Source organism: Microbispora amethystogenes (assembly GCF_016863015.1).
In the GTDB taxonomy this organism is placed as follows: domain Bacteria; phylum Actinomycetota; class Actinomycetes; order Streptosporangiales; family Streptosporangiaceae; genus Microbispora; species Microbispora amethystogenes.
In genome coordinates this window covers 27175-46432 of sequence record NZ_BOOB01000014.1, presented here as the reverse complement: position 1 = coordinate 46432, position 19258 = coordinate 27175, and the positions used below count along the sequence as shown (strand labels likewise).

Annotated in this window: 17 protein-coding genes; 10 read left to right on the top strand and 7 right to left on the bottom strand. The window is 72.1% G+C overall.

The features are described from left to right. Positions 1–104: 104 nt before the first annotated feature. Entirely contained in the window at positions 105–1355 is a 1251-nt protein-coding gene (locus tag Mam01_RS09840; protein WP_204285078.1) for a hypothetical protein, read from the top strand. A gap of 30 nt (positions 1356–1385) precedes the next feature. Here the strand turns inward: Mam01_RS09840 and Mam01_RS09835 are convergent, their stop codons facing one another. Both Mam01_RS09835 and Mam01_RS09830 read right to left on the bottom strand, forming a co-directional pair. After that, positions 1386–2660: a cytochrome P450 gene (locus Mam01_RS09835; protein WP_204285077.1), complete on the bottom strand. Its 1275-nt coding sequence runs from the start codon at positions 2658–2660 to the stop codon at positions 1386–1388. Between the two features lie 62 nt (positions 2661–2722). Next, positions 2723–3706 (bottom strand): GlxA family transcriptional regulator, encoded by a 984-nt coding sequence (locus Mam01_RS09830; RefSeq protein WP_239101176.1) that lies wholly within the window; start codon positions 3704–3706, stop codon positions 2723–2725. A 98-nt stretch (positions 3707–3804) separates the two neighbouring features. Here Mam01_RS09830 and Mam01_RS09825 point away from each other — a divergent pair, with 98 nt between their 5' ends. Together Mam01_RS09825 and Mam01_RS09820 are read left to right on the top strand one after the other, a co-directional pair. After that, entirely contained in the window at positions 3805–4275 is a 471-nt protein-coding gene (locus Mam01_RS09825; RefSeq protein ID WP_204285075.1) for a hypothetical protein, read from the top strand. A 103-nt stretch (positions 4276–4378) separates the two neighbouring features. Continuing rightward, positions 4379–5914 carry a long-chain-fatty-acid--CoA ligase gene (locus Mam01_RS09820; protein ID WP_204285074.1) on the top strand — a complete coding sequence of 512 codons (1536 nt, stop codon included), beginning with the start codon at positions 4379–4381 and terminating at the stop codon, positions 5912–5914. A gap of 6 nt (positions 5915–5920) precedes the next feature. On the opposite strand, the gene Mam01_RS09815 is transcribed toward Mam01_RS09820, so the two are convergent. Both Mam01_RS09815 and Mam01_RS09810 read right to left on the bottom strand, forming a co-directional pair. Then, on the bottom strand, positions 5921–7177 hold the full coding sequence (locus Mam01_RS09815) for a class I SAM-dependent methyltransferase (protein ID WP_204285073.1): 1257 nt from the start codon (positions 7175–7177) through the stop codon (positions 5921–5923). A 29-nt stretch (positions 7178–7206) separates the two neighbouring features. After that, positions 7207–8577, bottom strand: coding sequence for an FAD-binding oxidoreductase (locus Mam01_RS09810; RefSeq protein WP_239101175.1), 1371 nt, complete (start codon positions 8575–8577; stop codon positions 7207–7209). Between the two features lie 235 nt (positions 8578–8812). On the opposite strand from Mam01_RS09810, the gene Mam01_RS09805 reads away from it, so the two are divergent. Next, positions 8813–9931: a CaiB/BaiF CoA transferase family protein gene (locus tag Mam01_RS09805; protein ID WP_204285072.1), complete on the top strand. Its 1119-nt coding sequence runs from the start codon at positions 8813–8815 to the stop codon at positions 9929–9931. Between the two features lie 31 nt (positions 9932–9962). Here the strand turns inward: Mam01_RS09805 and Mam01_RS09800 are convergent, their stop codons facing one another. Next, the gene (locus Mam01_RS09800) at positions 9963–10472 is read right to left on the bottom strand and encodes a GyrI-like domain-containing protein (RefSeq protein ID WP_204285071.1); all 510 of its coding nucleotides are present in this window, start codon (positions 10470–10472) and stop codon (positions 9963–9965) included. A 104-nt stretch (positions 10473–10576) separates the two neighbouring features. Here Mam01_RS09800 and Mam01_RS09795 point away from each other — a divergent pair, with 104 nt between their 5' ends. From Mam01_RS09795 to Mam01_RS09775, 5 genes are all read left to right on the top strand, one after another. After that, on the top strand, positions 10577–12016 hold the full coding sequence (locus Mam01_RS09795; protein WP_204285070.1) for a GuaB1 family IMP dehydrogenase-related protein: 1440 nt from the start codon (positions 10577–10579) through the stop codon (positions 12014–12016). Between the two features lie 85 nt (positions 12017–12101). Continuing rightward, complete coding sequence (locus tag Mam01_RS09790) at positions 12102–12830, top strand: YrzE family protein (RefSeq protein ID WP_204285069.1); 729 nt, start codon at positions 12102–12104, stop codon at positions 12828–12830. Between the two features lie 225 nt (positions 12831–13055). Then, positions 13056–13430, top strand: a complete 375-nt coding sequence (locus Mam01_RS09785) for an FKBP-type peptidyl-prolyl cis-trans isomerase (RefSeq protein ID WP_275408935.1) — start codon at positions 13056–13058, stop codon at positions 13428–13430. Between the two features lie 235 nt (positions 13431–13665). Continuing rightward, positions 13666–15195: a glycosyltransferase family 39 protein gene (locus tag Mam01_RS09780; RefSeq protein ID WP_204285068.1), complete on the top strand. Its 1530-nt coding sequence runs from the start codon at positions 13666–13668 to the stop codon at positions 15193–15195. Between the two features lie 55 nt (positions 15196–15250). Beyond that, positions 15251–16813, top strand: a complete 1563-nt coding sequence (locus tag Mam01_RS09775) for an ATP-dependent DNA ligase (protein WP_204285067.1) — start codon at positions 15251–15253, stop codon at positions 16811–16813. Positions 16814–16879: 66 nt separating this feature from the next. Here the strand turns inward: Mam01_RS09775 and Mam01_RS09770 are convergent, their stop codons facing one another. Continuing rightward, complete coding sequence (locus Mam01_RS09770; protein WP_239101174.1) at positions 16880–17404, bottom strand: DUF1707 and DUF4870 domain-containing protein; 525 nt, start codon at positions 17402–17404, stop codon at positions 16880–16882. A gap of 224 nt (positions 17405–17628) precedes the next feature. Between Mam01_RS09770 and Mam01_RS09765 the strand changes: the two genes are divergently transcribed. Further along, positions 17629–17979 carry a hypothetical protein gene (locus Mam01_RS09765; protein ID WP_138462612.1) on the top strand — a complete coding sequence of 117 codons (351 nt, stop codon included), beginning with the start codon at positions 17629–17631 and terminating at the stop codon, positions 17977–17979. On the opposite strand, the gene Mam01_RS09760 is transcribed toward Mam01_RS09765, so the two are convergent. Further along, positions 17958–19061: a DUF4192 domain-containing protein gene (locus Mam01_RS09760; protein ID WP_204285066.1), complete on the bottom strand. Its 1104-nt coding sequence runs from the start codon at positions 19059–19061 to the stop codon at positions 17958–17960. The two genes, Mam01_RS09765 and Mam01_RS09760, sit on opposite strands and share 22 nt — an antisense overlap. Positions 19062–19258 lie beyond the last annotated feature (197 nt).

The following is a 19258-nucleotide window of genomic DNA, read 5'->3' as shown; positions in this document are numbered from 1 at the left end:
GTGAGCAGTTCCGCGGGGCATTCTCCGGTTTCGCTGCGGCAGCCCCCGGCTCCCATGAGATCATGCCAGGCACCCCCAATTCGGGCATGATCTCGGGAGGTAGCGTGCCCTCGGACCGCAGCGAGCCCCAGCGGGCGCCGGCCTGGCCGGAGGTCCCCCCGGCCTGGCCCGAGATCCCTCCGCCGGCCTCCTTCACGCCCACGGTGCGCTCCTTCGTCGAGGGGGCGCCGCGCGACACGGACGCGGCGACCATGGCGGGCCCCCCGCCCGGCGCGCCCCCGCGCATGCCCACCCCCGCCTTCGGCGAGCCCGGCCCGCCGCCGCGGTCCCCCGCGGGCCCGGCCGGCCCCGCCACCCCGGCCGCCCCGTTCACCCCCTCGGTCCGGTCGTACGCCGAGACCTCCCAGCCCGTCTCGCCGCCGTCCCGGCCCGGCTCCCCGCACGCCCAGCCGCCCGTGTCGACGGCTCCGCCGCCCCCGCCCCAGCCGGACGACCCGTACCGGCCGTTCGTGACGGCGGGACAGATCAGCGGGCCCAAGACGCCTCCGGCGCACCGGCAGCAGGAGCTGTGGAACACGGTCTTCGGCGAGAACTACCGGGCGATCGACGAGTACGAGGACGACGGGCCCGGCCGTCCCGTCTGGCTGTACGCGCTGGTGGCCTCGGTCGTGGCCGTGCTCGTGGCGGTGCTGGTCTGGGCGTTCGGCGCCGGGCCGCTCAGCTCGGGCAGGTCGGCCGAGGCGGCGACCCCGCCGAAGCCCTCGGCCACCGCGCCCCGCGCCAGTGCCAAGCCACAGGCACAGGTGCCGCCGCTGCCCGTCTACGAGGGCACCGCCTCCCCGGTGAAGGGCGTGCTCACCGACACCGCCGGCCGGATCACGCTGCCGAGGCTCGGCGGCCCCTGGCAGGCGGACACCGACCCCGCCCAGACCAAGGCGACGTACGGCTTCACCACCCGGCAGTACGTGCCCGCCGGCATGACCACCAAGGGCAAGCGGGAGTTCGCCGTGGTGATGTCGGGGCCGCTGGCGCAGTCGCTCGCGGTGAAGTACACCACGCCCGACAAGATGGGCTCCGTGCTCAGCGCGGTCATGTACCGCGCGCGGCAGACGCAGTTCCCCAAGGACAACAAGGTCACCAAGACCGCGCAGCAGCGCCTGTCGCGGGGCGGCATGACCGGTCTGCTGGCCTCCTACAAGGTGACCGCCGACGGCGGCTCCACCACGGTCGTGATCGCCGCCGTCGACACCGGCGCCGACCTTCCCACGATCGTCTACATGGCGGTGCCGGAGCTGAAGAACGACCTGCTGCCCGACGTCAACACGGTGGTCCGCTCGATCAAGCCGATCCGCTGAGGACCCGCCCCGCCGTCAGAACACGCGCCGTCAGAACGTGCAGGGCATGTGCTTGACGCCGTTGATGAAGCTGGACAGCAGGCGCTCGGGCTCGCCCGCCTCGATGCGGGGGACCCGGCGCAGCAGTTCGCGGAACATCACGGTGATCTCGCGGCGGGCCAGGTGGGCGCCAAGGCAGAAGTGGGGGCCGGGGCCGCCGAACCCGACGTGCGGGTTGGGGTCGCGCAGGATGTCGAACCGCAGCGGGTCGGCGAACACCCGCTCGTCCCGGTTGGCCGCCCAGTAGAACAGCAGCACCTTCTCGCCCGCGCGGTAGCGCGTGCCGTTCATCTCGTGGTCCCGGGTGACCTTGCGGCGCATGTAGTTGACCGGCGCCGCCAGCCGGACGATCTCCTCGACGGCGCGCGGCGCGCGGCCCTCGAAGTCCTCCAGCCAGAGCCGCCGCTGATCGGGGTTGACGGTGAGCAGGCGCATGCCGGAGGAGATGGCGTTGCGGGTCGTCTCGTTGCCCGCCACGACGAGCAGGATGAAGAACGAGGCGAGTTCCTGGGCGGTCAGCCGTTCCCCGTCGATGTTGGCGTTGACCAGCGACGAGATGAGGTCGCCGGTGGGCCGCTCGGTCCGGTGCGCGGCGAGGTCCTCCACCAGTTGCTGCAGCTCCATCGCGGCGGTGAGCAGCGCGTGCGCGATGCCCTGCGGGTCGCCGACATACTCGGGGTCGGTGGCGCCGAGGATGACGTTCGAGCGGTCGAAGACGAAGCCGTAGTCCTTCTCCGGGATGCCCGCCATGTCACAGATGATCTTCAGTGGCAGCTTCGCGGCCACCTCGGTCACGAAGTCGCAGCCCGGCCCGGTCTCCAGCAGGTCGTCCACGATGCGGGACGCCGCCGCCTCGACGTCGGCCTCGAACTGCCTGATCATGCGTGGGGTGAACGCCCGGGAGACGATGCGCCGCAGGCGGGCGTGCCGCGGGTCGTCCATGTTGATCATCGAGCCGAAATACTCGGTGAACTCCGCGGGCAGGTCGGGGATGTTGGTCGCCCCGCCGTCGCCGGAGCAGAAGATCTCGGGAGTGCGGCTGGCCTCCAGGATGTCGGCGTGCCGTACGAGCGCGTGGTAGCCGGGGCCGCGCGTCCCGGCGAAGTTGATCTCGGGCTCCGCGAAGAAGGCCGGGGTGTCCAGGTCGCGCAGCAGCCGGAAGGCGTGCTCCCGCTCCTCGTCCGGCCGGGCCCAGAAGTCCCAGCTCGACAGGTCGATGTCCGGCACGGAGGTGATGGGCGCCCGCCCCGTGGGCCGCGTGGTCATGGACCCGCCCTTCGACGTAGACCAGAACGACATTCGGTGGTCAGTCTGCCACAGCGCCGGGATCAGGAGCGGAAGGATTGCGGCAGGGCGGAGGCCTGCGCCTGCCGGTAGCGCGAGGGCGGGATGCCGTACAGGTCGACGAAGGCCTGGCGGAGGGTCTCGGCCGTGCCGAAGCCGCACCGGGCCGCGACGGCGGCCACCGGCAACGAGGTGGTGGCCAGAAGATGGGCGGCGGCCTCGGCCCGTGCCCGGCGGACGAACCGGCCCGGCGTCTGGCCGAGGTGCCGGAGGAACAGCCGGGTCAGGTGCCGCTCGCTCACCCCCGCCGCGGCCGCCAGGGCGGCGGTGCCCAGATCGGCGCCGAGGTGGCCGGTGACGTGGTCGACGACCCGCCTGACCAGGTCGTCGCCGGGGGGCGGGCCCTCGGTGAACATGCTCATCTGCGCCTGGTTGCCGGGACGCTGCAGATAGGTCACCAGATGGCGGGCCACCTCCCGGGCCAGGGCCGAGCCGTTGTCCTCCTCGATGAAGGCGAGGGTCAGGTCCAGTGCGCTGGTGACGCCCGCCGCCGTGGTGACGTTGCCGTCCCGGATGAAGATCGGGGCGGCGTCCACGGTGATCTCGGGGTGGCGCGAGGCGAGCGTGGAGGCGTACCCCCAGTGCGTGGTGACGCGCCGGCCGTCGAGCAGCCCGGCGGCGGCCAGCACCGCCGCGCCCGTGCACACCGAGGCGACGCGGCGGCTCTCCCGGGCCAGACGGCGGACGTGCCCGACGATCACCCGGTTGGCGGCGGCCAGCTCGTGCCCGATCCCCCCGGACAGCACAAGCGTGTCCAGCGGCCCGGTGACGCGTTCGAGGGCCTGCTGGGCCTGCAGCGTCAGCCCGCTGCCACAGGTGATGGGCAGCCCGGAGGGGGTGACCAGGCACACCTCGTACGGAGGCGTGGCGCCCTGGACGTTCGCCATGATGAGGCTCGACGTCACGCACGCGATGTCCAGCAGTTCCGCCGCGTGGTACCCGACCACGACCACCCGCCGCGAGATCACACCCGGACTGTACGTCACAGGGACCGGTATCCCAAGTTTCCGGACCTCTCGGCGGCCGGGCCCTTCGCGGAGTCCCTGGCCGCCGGGACAGTCGAGCCATGACACAGACGACGCCCGCCCGGCACACCGGCCCCCCATCCAGCCACTCGTCCAGCCACTCGTCCAGCCACCCGGCCGGCCCGCGGCGATGGAGACGATTCGCCCTGCACTACCTCGAAATGGTCGTGGCGATGTTCGCCGGGATGTTCGCGCTCGGCCTGCTGTGGTCCGTTCTGGGGTCCGCTCTGGGGATCGAGCTCTCCCACACCCGCGACCCCGAGCTCGCCTACCTGCTGATGGCGTTCGACATGTCGGTGGGCATGGCCGTGTGGATGCGCGTGCGCGGCCACGCCTGGGCCGCGACTCTGGAGATGTGCGGCGCCATGTTCGTCCCGGTCGTGCCGTTGTTCCCACTGCTGTGGGTGGGCGCGATCGACGGGATGACCGTGATGGTCCTCGCGCACGTCGCGATGTTCCCGCTGATGCTGGCGGCCATGCTCCACCGGCGCGACGAGTACACCCACTGCTGACCACACTGTTGACCGGGCACTCAAAATCGGGCGAATCAGCCGTTACGCTGAGGTACCTACCGGTTGGTATGGACCACGCGTCCGACAGAAAGAGGAGCGGCAGATGCTCAACCTGGCCGTCGTGCTGGAGGACAGCGCACGTGACACGCCCGACGCCACCGCGGTCGTCTTCGGAGACCTCCGCCTGCCGTACTCACTCGTGAACACCATCGCCAACCAGGTCGCCAACCTGCTCGCCGCCCGCGGTGTGGGCAGGGGCGACAAGGTCGCCCTCGCCTGCCCGAACCTGCCGTACTTCCCGTTCGTGTACTACGGGATCCTCAAGGCAGGCGCGACCGTGGTCCCGCTGAACGTGCTGCTGCAGGCCAGGGAGATCGCCTACCACCTGGACGACTCCGACGCCAAGGCGTTCTTCTGCTTCGAGGGCACGCCGGAACTGCCGCTGGGCGAGCGCGGCCGGGCCGGGTTCGCCGAGGCCGGCCGGGCCGAGCACTTCGTCGTGCTGCCGGCCACGCCGTTCGCCACCGAGTCCGCGTACGGCGAGACGCTGTGGGCGGCGCTCGACGGGATGCCGGGCGAGTTCGAGACCGTGCAGACCTCCCCGGAGGACACGGCGGTCATCCTCTACACGAGCGGCACCACCGGGCAGCCCAAGGGCGCGGAACTGTCCCATCAGAACATGGTGATGAACGCCGTCATCAGCGACGAGATGTTCCGGCGCCAGGACCGGAACGCCTACCTCGTGGCGCTGCCGTTGTTCCACTCCTTCGGGCAGACCGTGCTGATGAACGCGGGGTTCCGGCGCCGCGCCACGCTCGTGCTGATGCCGCGCTTCGAGCCGGCCGGGGCCCTCGCCCTGATGGAGCAGGAGGAGGTCACCCTGTTCGCCGGGGTGCCGACGATGTACTGGGCGATGCTCACCGCGGTGCGCACAGGGGCCGCCGCGGCGCCGTCGTCGCTGGTCACCGCGGCCTCCGGCGGGTCCGCGCTGCCGGTCGAGGTGCTCAAGGACTTCAGCGCGACGTTCGGGGTGGACATCCTGGAGGGCTACGGCCTGTCGGAGACCTCGCCGGTGGCCTCGTTCAACCAGCCGGGCCGCCCCGCCAAGGCCGGCTCGATCGGCACCCCGGTCTGGGGCGTCGAGATGAAACTGGTGGACCCCGAGTGGAACACCGTCGGCGACCCGGACGGCATCGGCGAGATCGCCGTCCGCGGCCACAACATCATGAAGGGCTACCACAACCGGCCCGAGGCGACCGCGGAGGTCATGCGGGACGGCTGGTTCCGCACCGGCGACATGGCCCGGCGCGACGAGGACGGTTACTACTTCATCGTCGACCGGGCCAAGGACATGATCATCAGGGGTGGGTTCAACGTCTATCCCCGGGAGATCGAGGAGGTCCTGATGACCCACCCGGCGGTCTCGCTCGCCGCGGTCGTCGGGGTGCCCCACGAGTCGCACGGCGAGGAGGTCAAGGCGTACGTCATCCGGACGCCCGGCGACACGACCACCGAGGAGGAACTGGTGGCGTGGAGCAGGGAGACGATGGCGGCCTACAAGTACCCGCGGATCGTGGAGTTCCGCGAGTCCCTGCCGATGACCGCCACCGGCAAGATCCTCAAGCGCGAGCTGCGGTAGGCGCCGTCACGGCCAGTCGAGGGACGGGCGGAGCGGCACATGCGACCGTCCCTCGTCGAGCCGGACGCCGAGCACCTGGTGGAGCTGTACCTTGTTGCGCTCGAACCCGACCACGCACCCGGCCATGTAGAGCCGCCAGACCCGGGCGGTGCCCTGGCCGACCTCCTCCACGGCCTCCTCCCAGTGCTCGTCGAGGTTCTTGCACCACTCGCGCAGGGTCAGCGCGTAGTGCTCGCGCAGGTTCTCCTCGTGGCGGACCTCGTAGCCGATGTCCTCCATCTGACGGATCAGGTGGCCGACCGACTCGAGCTCGCCGTCGGGGAAGACGTAGCGGTTGATGAAGCCGCCCTTGTTCAGGGTCTTCTCCGTGCTGGTCGGGCGGGTGATGCAGTGGTTGAGGAGACGCCCGCCCGGCTTGAGCTTGCCGTAGAGGAAGGAGAAGTAGGACGGCAGGTTGTCCTTGCCGATGTGCTCGGTGAGGCCGATCGAGCTGACCCGGTCGAAACCGGTTTCCGCGACGTCGCGGTAATCCATGAAACGGACCTCGGCGAGCTCCGACAGCCCGGCCTCGGCGATGGCCTTCTGCGCGTACTCGGCCTGCTGGCGCGACAGCGTGACGCCGAGGCCCTTCACGCCGTACTCCTTGGCCGCGTGCATGACCATGCCGCCCCAGCCGCAGCCGACGTCGAGCAGCCGCATGCCGGGCTTGAGGTCCAGCTTCTTGGCGACCAGGTCGAACTTGGTGTGCTGCGCCTCCTCCAGCGTCGCGTCCGGCCGGGGGAAGACCGCGCAGGTGTACGCCATGGAGGGGCCGAGCACCCACTCGTAGAACCGGTTGGAGACGTCGTAGTGGTGGTGGATCACCTCGGCGTCGCGCTGCTTGGCGTGCCGGCTGCCGAGCTTCGCCAGCGTGCTCTGCCGCGCCTCCTGCGGCGGCGGCGGGAGGCGCATCAGCAGCGGCTTGAGCCCGAGCGAGCGGACGGCGGCGATCTTCTCGCCCAGCGGCAGGTCGTTGAGCGTCAGCGACCACATCCGGTCGAGCAGGGTGTACATGTCACCGTGCACGTCCATGTGCCCCGCGATGTAGGCGCGGGCGAGCCCCAGCTCTCCCGGCGCCTGCGCGAGGTAGGCCACCGCCGCCGGCGTCTTCACCTCGACGCGGACGTCCGCACCAAGGGATCCCGCCTTGCTGCCGTCGTAGGCGACGAACTCGACGCCCGCGTCAGGACCGACGATCTTCTCGAAGATCTCCGCAAGAGTCATTGCACCTCTCCCGACGTCTTGACGCCCACCTACCTGGCCCTGACGCACTTGTCGTACAGGTCCAGCAGCCGGCCGCCCGGGTCGTAGGCACTCTTGACCGGCCAGTAGGCGTCCCCGTTGTAGAGCCGCCAGAACTCCTCACGACCGTAGAAGGAGGTGGAGTACAGCGACTTGTGGCCGTCGAGCGCGTGCACGGCACGCTCGATCAGCCGGTTGTGATACCCGTCGTACTGGCCGCGCGGCAGCGGCACCATCCCCCAGAAGCCGAAGTTCACGTACAGGCGGCCGGGTTCGAGGGGATAGAGCGACCACTCGCCGGTCGCCCTGAGCGGGCACATCCACACCGGGGTCATGCCGACCTCGCGGTGGAAGACCTCAAGGAACTCCGCGCCCCGCTCGACCGGGACCTCGACGTCCTGGATCACCGACTCGTGCACGGGGTTGTTCCGCCAGCGGTCGATCCTGGCCGTCAGGCCGTACCTCTGGTCGAGGCCGACGAGCCTGCGGTAGACGTCCGAGCGCATCCACCGGCGCGGCAGGAGCGAGCGGACCAGCGGCTGCTGCACCCCGAAGGCGCGCGAGCACCAGAACCAGTCGGTGTCCCAGCGCCACAGGTAGTCGCGGACCGTGAGCCAGTCGCGGGCGCGGCTGCGGATCGACTGGTAGTAGATCCGCATGCCGGTGTAGTCGGAGGTATAGGGCGCCCGGTCGGAGAACGACCCGACGGTGACGTACAGCTCGTCAGGGCTGAAGAACGTGCCGTCGACGAAGTCGATCGGCTCGCCGTCGTGCTCGCGGCTCTCGCAGATCTCCTGCATGGCGAGCATGCACTTGTCCGCGTCGCCGAAGCGGATGTGGGTCAGCTTCACGTACGGCTTGACCCGGGCCAGCTTGATGCGGATGCGCAGGGCGTAGCCGAGCGTGCCGTAGGAGTTGGGGAAGGCCCGGAACAGGTCGGCGTGCTCGTTGTCGGCCCGGGCGACCAGGATCCGCCCGTCGCCGGTGAGGATCTCCAGTTCCTCCACCGACTCGTGCGGCAGGCCGTCCCGGAAGCTGCTCGACTCGATGCCGAGGCCGGTGACCGCGCCGCCGAGCGTGATCGTCTTCAGCTGCGGCACGACGTACGGCATGAGCCCGTGCGGCAGCGTGGCGTCCACCAGGTTCTCGTACGTCGTCATGCCCTGGACCTCGGCCGTCATGGTGACCGGGTCGACGTGGATGACCTGGTCCAGGTCCCGGGCGGACAGCGCCGCCGTCTTGGCCGGCGCCCGGAAGCGGAACAGGTTCGTCGTGGCCTTCGCCAGCCGAGGAGCGGCGTCTTCGGGGATGGCGGCGTAGGAGTCCCTGATCTGCTCGACTGCCTTGATATGGGCGGTCATACTGGCCGTGCGCTCTGGCATGACACCACCCCCATGGATCGTAGTGATCGCCTCTTGGCACGCTATCCCCGGACGGGGACGCAGACCAGAGTAGACACGTTACGCCCGCGAAAACTATCGAGTAGCCTCGCGACACCCCGTCGGGACAGATCGTATCCTTCCCGTGTTCTTCGCCTCGCGCGCCCCTGCCGTAACTGTGGAAACCGTCAGGACCTGGGCCGACGGGCGTGTTCCACTGGATGGTGAGGAGGAACGCATGGACGCGTCACGGGGGCCGCTGGCGGGGATCCGGGTGCTTGAGCTGGCCGGGCTCGCGCCGGGGCCGTTCGCCGGGATGATGCTCGCCGACCACGGCGCCGAGGTGCTGCGCGTCGACCGGGTGGCCGCGGTGGGCGACGAGCCCCGGCGGGAGGTGATGGACCGCGGCAAGCGGACCATCGGCCTCGACCTGAAGTCGCCCGAGGGCGTGGCCGCGTTCCGGCGGCTGGCGGAGCGGGCCGACGTGGTGATCGAGGTGTTCCGCCCGGGCGTCGCCGAGCGGCTCGGCATCGGGCCGGGCGACCTGCACGCCGTCAACGAGCGGCTCGTGTACGGCCGGATGACCGGCTGGGGCCAGGACGGCCCGCTCGCCCACACCGCGGGGCACGACATCGACTACATCGCGATCGCGGGGGTGCTGTCGATGCTGGGCCGCGCGGGCGGCAAGCCCACCCCGCCCATCAACATCCTCGGCGACTTCGCCGGCGGCGGGCTCATGCTCGCGTACGGCGTGCTGCTGGCCCTGATCGAGCGGGAGCGGACCGGCCGCGGCCGGGTGGTGGACGCCGCGATGGTCGACGGCGCGGCGCTTTTGTTCTCGATGTTCCACGGCGCGGTGCACGGCGGGCAGTGGGGTCCGCGCGGCACCAACCTCCTCGACACCGGCGCCCCCATGTACGACACGTACGAGACGGCCGACGGCGGGTTCCTCGCGGTGGGCGCGCTGGAACCGCGGTTCTGGGCGGAGATGCTCGACCGCATGGGCATCGGCGACCTGCCCGGCCGCGACGACCAGGCCAACTGGCCGGTCATCCGCGAACGGCTGGCCGAGGCGTTCCGGTCCCGTACGCGGGCCGAGTGGGAAGCGGTCTTCGAGGGCTCCGACGCCTGCGTGGTCCCGGTGCTCGACCCGCGCGAGGCCGCCGGGCATCCGCACAACGTGGCGCGCGGCACGTTCGTGGAGGTCGGCGGCGTCCCGCAGGCCGCGCCCGCCCCCCGGCTGCCCGGCGCCGGGCACGGCGACCTCTCCCCCGCCACCCGGTTGCACGACCTGAGCGCGTGGGGGCTGTCCGGCGACGAGGCGGAGGCGCTGCGCGCCGCCGGCGTCCTGGCCTGATCCAGACGACGAGCCGGATCAAACCGAATGATTACGCGGGGGCGGCCTGGACCTGCGCCGGGGGCCCGGAGGGCTCGCCGAAGGACGGCAGGGTCGCGACGTAGAGGTCGACTCCGCCGGGGTGGTGGATCTCCAGGTCGGTGGTGAAGGCGCGGGCCGGGGTCGCGCCCGACTCGGTGTGCTTCCACACCTTCTGCCAGGCGTCGATCAGCGCCCCGGGCAGGGGCCCCCGCGCCTCGGCCATCAGCGAGGGGACGCCGGGCACCCGTACGGCGACCATGCCCTCGGGCAGTCGCGCGGCCGTGCGCACCGCCACGCCGACGATCTGCGTGTAGGCGCCGTTGTGGTCGCTCTCGTAGTCCGTCAGCACGGCGTACAGGTTCTCGTCGACCCGGCCCGGCACGTGGGCGAAGGCCCCCGGCGCTCCGGCGCGGGCCCACAGGGCCGGCAGCCGGGCGAGGGAGGGGTCCGCCTCCGCCGCGTTGGTCGTCCGTACGACGTAGCCGACGACAAGCGTCTCCGGACGGTCAACGATGATCACTTGTGCTCCTCTCAGGCGAGGTCAATGTATCCCGTGGACGGGTCTGCTCTCGTCGGCGGGCGGGAATGCCGGAAACGACCGCTCACAACGTAGGCTGGACAAACGTGCGATTCCTCAACGATGTGACGCCGCCCTACGATCTCACGTACAGCGATGTCTTCATGGTGCCCTCCCGGTCCGCGATCGGGTCCCGCCTGGCCGTGGATCTGTCCACGGTGGACGGAAGCGGCACCACGATCCCCGTCGTCGTCGCCAACATGACGGCCGTCGCGGGCCGCCGCATGGCCGAGACGATCGCCCGGCGCGGCGGCGTCGCCGTCATCCCCCAGGACATCCCGATCGAGGTCGTGGCCGACGTCGTCGACTGGGTCAAGAACCGCGACCTGGTCCACGACACGCCCATCGCCCTCACCCCGCACGACACCGTCGGAGAGGCGCTGACCCTGCTGCCCAAGCGGGCCCACGGCGCGGTCATCGTGGTCGACTGGGACAACCGCCCGGTCGGCGTGGTGACCGAGGCCGACTGTCACGGCGTCGACATGTTCACCCAGCTCTCCCAGGTCATGACCCCCTCGCCGCAGACGCTGCCGCGCGGGATCGACCCGCAGGCGGCGTTCGAGGCGCTGCACGGGGGCCGCCACCGGCTCGCCCCCGTCGTGGACGACAACGGCGGGCTCGTCGGGATCCTCACCCGCACCGGGGCGCTGCGCTCCACCCTCTACCAGCCCGCCGTCGACGCGCGGAACCGGCTCCGGATCGCGGCCGCGGTCGGGGTGAACGGCGACGTGGCCGCCAAGTCCAAGGAACTGCTCGACGCCGGCGTCGACGTGCTGGTGGTCGACACCGCGCACGGCCACCAGGAGAAGATGATCGGCGCGCTGCGGGCCGTACGCGCGCTCGACCCCGCCGTGCCGGTCGCCGCGGGCAACGTCGTCACCGCCGAGGGCGTACGCGACCTGGTCGAGGCCGGGGCCGACATCGTGAAGGTCGGGGTGGGCCCCGGCGCCATGTGCACGACCCGGATGATGACCGGCGTCGGGCGCCCGCAGTTCTCCGCCGTGCTGGAGTGCTCGGCCGAGGCCCGCCGTCTCGGGCGGCACGTCTGGGCCGACGGAGGCGTGCGCCACCCCCGCGACGTCGCGCTCGCGCTCGCGGCGGGCGCGGCCAACGTCATGATCGGCTCGTGGTTCGCCGGCACGTACGAGTCCCCCGGCGACACCCGCACCGCCGCCGACGGCCGCAAGTACAAGGAGAACTACGGCATGGCCTCCGCCCGCGCCGTACGGCTGCGCACCGCCGAGGACACGCCCTTCGAGCGGGCCCGCAAGGCGTTGTTCGAGGAGGGCATCTCGACCTCCCGGATGTACCTCGACCCCGCGCGGCCGAGCGTGGAGGACCAGATCGACGCCATCGTGGCCGGCCTGCGGTCCTCCTGCACCTACGCGGGCGCCACCACGCTGGAGGAGTTCCACGAGCGGGCGGTGGTCGGCGTGCAGAGCGCCTCGGGCTACAGCGAGGGCATGCCGCTGCACCAGAGCTGGTGACCGCACCGATTCCCGGGAGGAATATCGGGCTCCGCCGGGGTAGTGGGGTTCCTCGTACCGGCCGCACTATCCCGCGGAGGCGCTCATGCAGTACTCACCGGCCGCAGAGCCGGCCAGTCCGGCGGTCGACAGACGGCTGCTGGTCAGCTATGACAACTACGCCGCGGCGCAGCGCGCCGTCGACACCCTGTCCGACGCCGGTTTCCCGGTGGAGAACAGCGCGATCATCGGCAGCGACCTGCGCCTGGAGGAGACCGTCACCGGGCGGCTCACCAACGGCAGGGCCGCGCTGACCGGCCTGATCAGCGGCGCGGTCTTCGGGCTCATCGTCGGCATGTTCCTCGGGTTGTTCACCTCGACCACGACCTCGTTCTTCGGGCTCGTGCTGTGGTCGATCCTGTGGGGGGCCATCGCGGGCGCCGCCTTCGGCTTCGTCGGCCACGCCTTCACCGGCGGGACGCGCGACTTCTCCTCCCGGAGCTCGATCGTCGCCGGGCGCTACGACGTGCTGGTGGCCGCCCCCATGCTGGACCAGGCGCAGGCCCTGCTGCAGGGCGGGGTGCAGCCGGCCGACACGGTCGTCGTCCAGCGGCCGCCGTCCGCCGGGCCCGCCACGCCGGCCGTCACCGCGCCCGTGACGCCGCCTACGGCGGTCTCCGGCGACACCGCCCCGCAGGAGGACCTCCGTACGGACGAGGAGCGCGCTGAGGACTCCCTCGACAGGGACGCCCGCGACAGGGAGATTCGGGACAGGGAGATTCGGGACGAGGAGGCGCGGGACGAGGCCGGGCTGTCGCGGGGCCGCCGGATGTGACGTCCCCCGGCGCTGTTTCCCTCGCGCTGTTCTCTCACGTCCTCCCACGGTGCCGTTTCCCGTAGCGCCGTTTCCCATGGACACCACGACGCCTTCCCCGCCTGCGTCCGGACACGGCGGGGAAGGCGTCGTCGTGTCGGCCGCCGTCGCGGGATCACCGCACGGCCCTGGCGGTAGAGTCGTCTGCCGCCGGAACGTCCGGCACGGACAGGACAGGAGACCCACGTGGCACTGGAGAAGCCCGAGATCGACTTTCCCGAGGGCGAGCCGCCCGCCGACCTGGAGATCGCCGATCTCGTGGAGGGGACCGGCCCGGAGGCCAGGCCGGGGCAGAACGTGACCGTCCACTATGTCGGGGTGGCGTTCTCCACGGGTGAGGAGTTCGACGCCTCCTGGAACCGCGGGCAGCCGTTCCAGTTCCCGCTCGGCGGCGGCCGGGTCATCGCCGGCTGGGACCGCGGCGTGGCCGGCATGAAGGTCGGCGGCCGCCGGCGGCTGACGATCCCCCCGCACCTCGGGTACGGCAACCGCGGCGCGGGCACCGTCATCAAGCCGGGCGAGACGCTCATCTTCGTCGTCGACCTGCTCGGCGTCGGCTGACCACTCCCCCGCCGCCCGGCCACGCGCGCCCCGGGACATCCGGGTGTCCAGGGCCGGCAGCCGGGATCGAGCGTCCGGGATCGGGGCATCCGCTGCGGGTTTGGGCCCCGCGGGACGCCGCCCGGGGCCGTGAGAGGCCGCCCGGCGAAGCCTATGAGGTCCCGGGCTCGTCGGGGATGATTGCCGCATGAACGGCGATCTTCCTCATGACGGCCCCTCTCATGACGGTCCCCGTGTGGCCGAGCCTCCGAGCGCCGCGGCGGGCGGCCCGGCGAGCACCGTTCCTCCCACACAGCCGCCCCCCGTGGAGTCACCCCTCGTCCGGCTGCCCCGGGCCGTGGTCGGGCTCGCCGCCGCGGTCGTGGCCGTGCTGCTCGCGGTGAGCCCCTGGTACGGCTACCACCGCGACGAGCTGTACTTCCGCATGCTGGGCGAACGCCCCCGGCTCGGATACTTCGACACGCCGCCGCTCACCCCGATGATCGCCCGGCTGTCTACGGCGGTCTTCGGGGACACGGTCGTCGCGCTCCGGATCGTCCCCGCCCTGTGCGCCGGGGCGCTGGTCGTCCTCGCCGCGCTGGTCGCCCGGGAGCTGGGCGCCCGGGATTCGGGCACGGGCCGCGCCGCGCAGGTCCTCGCCGCGGCCGGCACGGCGGGCGCGGTGCTGCCGCTGCTCGCGGGGCACTCGCTGCTGACCCTCACCCCCGATCTCGTGCTGTGGCTCGCGGTCACGCTGTGCCTGCTCCGGGTGCTGCTGCGCGGCGACGGCCGTTACTGGCTCTGGACGGGCCTGCTGGCCGGGATCACGTCCTATAACCGCGACCTCATCGTGCTGCTGCTCGGCTGCGCCGGCCTGGGCCTCGTCGTCGCCGGCCCGCGCGGGGCCCTGCGGGACAGGCGACTGTGGCTCGGGGCCCTCCTGGCCCTGGCGATCGCCTCGCCCAACCTGGTCTACCAGGTCACCCATGACTGGCCGCAACTCCAGATGGCCGAGGCGCTGCGCGTCGACGAGGGGGCGGACAACCGCATCGCCTTCGTCCCCCTCCAGATCCTGCTGCTGGGTCCCCCGCAGGCGGTGGTGTGCGTGGCGGGCTGGCTGCGGCTCTGGCGCGACCGGCGGGTCCGCTCGCTCGCCCTGGCCTACCCCGTGGCCTGCGTGCTGATCCTGCTGTCGGGCGGCCGCCCCGACTACGCCGGCGCCTTCCTGCTCTACCTGTTCGCGGCCGGGTGCGTGACGGCCGCCGGATGGCGGAGGCGGCCCGTCCTCGTCGTGGCGCTGGCGCTCAACGCCGTGGTCGCGGTGGTCATGGCCCTGCCGGTCGTCCCGGCCGCGTCACTCGCGGGGACGCCGGTCGCGGCGATCAACGAGGTCGCCCGCGAGTCGGTGGGCATGCGTGACCTGGCGGCGCAAACTGGGCGGGTGGTGGCCACGCTGCCCGCCGGCGAGCGGGCGGGGGCGGTGCTGCTCGCGGGGAACTACGGCGAGGCCGGCGCGCTGCGCCGCTGGGCGGGCGACTTCGGCCTGCCGGCGGTCTACAGCGGCCACAACGAGCTGTGGTGGTGGGGCCCGCCGCCGGAGGGGACCCGGGTGACGGTCTCCGTCGGCTACCCGCCCGGCCGTCTCCGCACGGTCTTCGCCGCCTGCTCGGTCGCGGGCACGGTGACCGGGATGCCGGGTGAGGAGCAGGGCGTGCCGATCACGGTCTGCCGTGACCCCCACCGGCCCTGGCGCGAGCTGTGGCCGCTCATGCGTCACTACAGTTGAGGCGACTCGCCCCCCTGCCTGGGCACGTGCCCATCCGGTAAGGCAGGATTACGTTGTGTTGCTGATCGACCTTGCCCGGACGTCCGCGGCCGTGGCGGCGGACTCGGCGCGGCTGGCCAAGATCAGGCACCTGGCCGAGCTGCTCGGCAGGGTGGGCCCGGACGAGGCCGAGATCGCCATCGCCTACCTGTCGGGAGAGCTGCCGCAGCGTCAGATCGGCGTGGGCTGGCGGAGCCTCTCCGACCTTCCCGAGCCGCGTCAGATCGCGACGGCGACCCTCGGCCAGGTCGACGCGCTGCTCGAACGCATCAAGGCCCAGTCGGGGACGGGTTCCCAGGCCGCGCGCCGGGAGCTGCTCGGCGAGCTGTTCGGCGCCGTGACGCGGCAGGAGCAGTCGTTCCTGCACCGGCTGCTGACGGGCGAGCTGCGCCAGGGCGCGCTCGACGGCGTGATGATCGAGGCGATCGCCAGGGCGGCGGACGTGCCCTCCGCCGAGGTGCGCCGGGCTCTGACCTTGCGCGGCTCACTGCCCGCCGTCGGGGCGGCGGCGCTGCGTGGCGGGGTGGCGGAGCTCAAGGCGTTCCACCTGGAGGTCGGGCGGGCCGTCGCGCCGATGCTCGCGCAGAGCGCGGCCAGTGTGACCGCCGCGCTGGAGAAGGCCGGCGCTCCCGCCGCGGTCGAGTGGAAGCTCGACGGCGTACGGGTCCAGGCGCATCGGTCGGGCGACGACGTCGCCGTCTTCACCCGGACGCTCGACGACATCACCGGTCAGGTGCCGGAGCTGGTCGAGGCGGTGCTGGGCCTGCCCGGCACCGATCTGGTCCTGGACGGCGAGGTCCTCGCGCTCCGCCCCGACGGCCGTCCCGAGCCGTTCCAGGTCACCTCGGGGCGGGTGGCCAGCAGGACCGGCGTCGCGTCGCTGCGGGAGACCGTGCCGCTGACCGTCTTCTTCTTCGACGCCCTGCGGGTGGGCGGGGCCGACCTGCTCGACCTGCCCGACCAGGAGCGGCACGCCGCGCTGGAGACGGCGGTCCCGGCCAATTTGATCACCCCGCGCCTGGTCACCGGGGACGCCGAGGAGGCCGAGGCCTTCTTCGGCGACGCGGTGCGCCGGGGGCACGAGGGCGTCGTCGTGAAGTCGCTGGGCACGCCGTACGCCGCGGGCCGGCGGGGGGCGGGCTGGATCAAGGTGAAGCCCCGGCACACCCTTGACCTGGTCGTGCTGGCCGCCGAATGGGGCAGCGGACGACGCCGGGGCTGGCTGTCGAACCTGCACCTCGGCGCCTACGACCCGGAGACGGGCGGCTTCGTGATGCTCGGCAAGACGTTCAAGGGCCTCACCGACGAACTGCTGACCTGGCAGACCGAGCAGTTCCTGCGGATCGCGGAGAGCCCTGCCGAGGGCCCTGGGAACAGCCCCGGGGACGGCCCTGGGGACGGCTACGTCGTCACGCTCACGCCCACGCTGGTGGTGGAGATCGCCTTCGACGGGGTGCAGCGGTCCAGCCGCTATCCCGGGGGCATGGCGCTGCGGTTCGCCCGGGTGCTGCGCTACCGCCCGGACAAGCGGCCGGAGGAGGCCGACACCGTCGCCGCCGTCCGCGCGATCATGCCCTGACGTCACCGGCGTCACTTCACGAGGCTTATTTCACGGGCCTACTTCACGGGGTTTACTTCACGGGGCTTACTTCACGAGGCGGACCGTCAGGGGATAGCGGAACTCGGTGGCGGCGATCGCCGACACCCCGCCGACGACGGACAGGACCAGCCCGAGGACCCAGACCACCGGCACCAGCACGACCCCGACGACGGTGAAGGGCAGCAGGATGGTCGCGCCGAGCACGGTGAGGTGGAAGTTGAGCGCCTCCACCGCGTGCCGCCTGATGTAGGGGGACGTGCGGCCCGCGGTCACCATCATCAGCAGCGGGCCGACGACGAAGAAGCCCGCCAGCGCGAACAGGTGCGCGGCCGCCGCTCCGGCCCGGTCGCCTCCCTCCAGGGCGGGATGGGGAGCGAAGGACGCGGGCGGCCGGGGCACGTACGCCGGGCGGGCGCCGTACAGGTCGTTCATGATCGGCATGAGGTCGGCATGGGTGCGGGCGGTCATCGCCCGGTCCAGCCGCTCGTCCATCTCGTGCTTGTCGAGCCTGCCCTCGGCGTAGGCCGCCTTGACGTGCTCGACCACCTGCTCACGGTCCTGGTTCGTCACGCGCAACTGAGGGTGCGGCATGGGGGCCGGGCGGCCCTGCCACGGTGGTGTCGCTGTCGCGGGCATCACAAACATCGCCTTCCGTCGACGGCCTGCTCGGCTTGTCTCAAGTCTGCCTCCATCCTGCTCCGGAGAGGCGCCCCCGGCATCAGGGACATCCCCGACATGGCCCCGAGACCGTTCCCTTAACGCCATCGTGATCTGCGGCACGGTATACAAGCACTATGAGATGGCGAGATCGTTACGGGCTCCGGCGGCGGCGCGGCCTCCGCGTGGCCAAGTTCGACCGCGAGGCGACCGACGCCGACATCGAGGCGCTCATCGAGTTCGCCAAGACCCGGCGTGGTGTGGAGTTCTACGTCGAGCCCGAGACCTTCGCCACCGACACCACGGCGGTGGCCGTGGCCCACGACGGGGAGTGGACCCGCCGCCGCGTCGGATCGCCCGCCGTCATCGCCAAGGTCGCCAGAGATCTCGCCCTGCCGGTCTACGACGTGCAGCTCACCGGCTATCCCGCGCGGATGCGCGCCTACAACGAGCGCCGTCGTCAGGCTCAGGACAGCGACCCGGTCTGAGCCGGCGTCAGCAGCGCGCGCAGCGGCGCGAGCCAGACCGCCCTCGGAGCGCCCATCTCGTCGTCGAGCTCCGCCGGGGTGGGCATGCGGTCGCGGAGCATGGCGGGGGACATCATGTGCGTCAGCGCCTGCCGTAGCAGCAGCGCCATCGAGTAGCCCGGATCGGCGGCGAGGGCCCGCTCCAGCGCCATGCCGGCGAGGGCGCACTCCCCCCGCTGCCACGCCGCGGCCGCCAGCAGCGAGGCGGCGGGAGCGGCGTGGCCCGGCTCCAGCCGCCGGGTGAGGTCACGCCACAACGCCAGATGCGCGTCCCGGTCGTCGATCAGCGCCCACGCCTCGTCCCGCACCCGGATCACGGCGAGGTCCAGCCCGAGCCGCGCGGCCTCCTCGTCGCCGAGCCTGCCCCCCGAGTCGTAAAGCTCGATCGCCGTGCGCACCCGCCCCAGCGCCTCGCCGACGAACCGCGCGGCCTCCTCATCCAGGTCCGTCGCCGCCTCACCCGCCGACGCTGTCGCCGCCTCGCTCGCCGCGTCGAGGGCCGCGAGGCGCGTGCGCAGGGCCGCCACGACGCGGAGTGTCGCCTGCCGCATCCGCGTCCCGCCGGACGGCTGGACGGAGCGGCGCAGGCTGCCCCGGTCGGGCAGCGCGACCAGCCCGTGCATCACCGCCGTGGCCGCGACCCGGCTGCCGCCGGTGTCGTACGGCGTGCCCTCGGCCGGGCAGCAGGTCGCGCTGCCACAGGAGTAGGACCAGTAGCGCCCGCCCTCGGCCCGCAGGCTCTCCGTCACGAGGATGTTCCCGGCCCGCAGCAGCCGGGTCACCTCGTCGACGACGGGGGTCACGAGGGCGCCCGGGCCGTACCCCACGAGGAACGCGGAGGTCACCGCCTCACGGCGGAGCAGCGGGACCAGCCGGTCGAGCTCCCCGGGATCGGCCGGGAGGTCCCACCGCGTCGTCAGCCGCACCTCGGGACCGGTGGACCCGGTCACCACGAGGCTGTCGGCCGGGTGGAAACCGACGAGGTAGGGCACGGCGGAGAGGATGTCCGCGGGGGTCGAGAGCACGAGCTTCGGAGTCGTCATGGCGGACAGCCTCGCCGGACCGCCGCGCCCCCAAGACGGCCGAAGCGCGTTCTGGGGACAGCCGTCCCCTGTGGACAACCCGGCAGCCGGAAAACCAGTGGCACCGGGCCGGGCACCCGGCCTACGCTCGGCGCCATGTCTCTGCCCCGGATCTCCTAGCTCGGACACCCGCTTCCACGCCACCCGTGTGTCCTTGA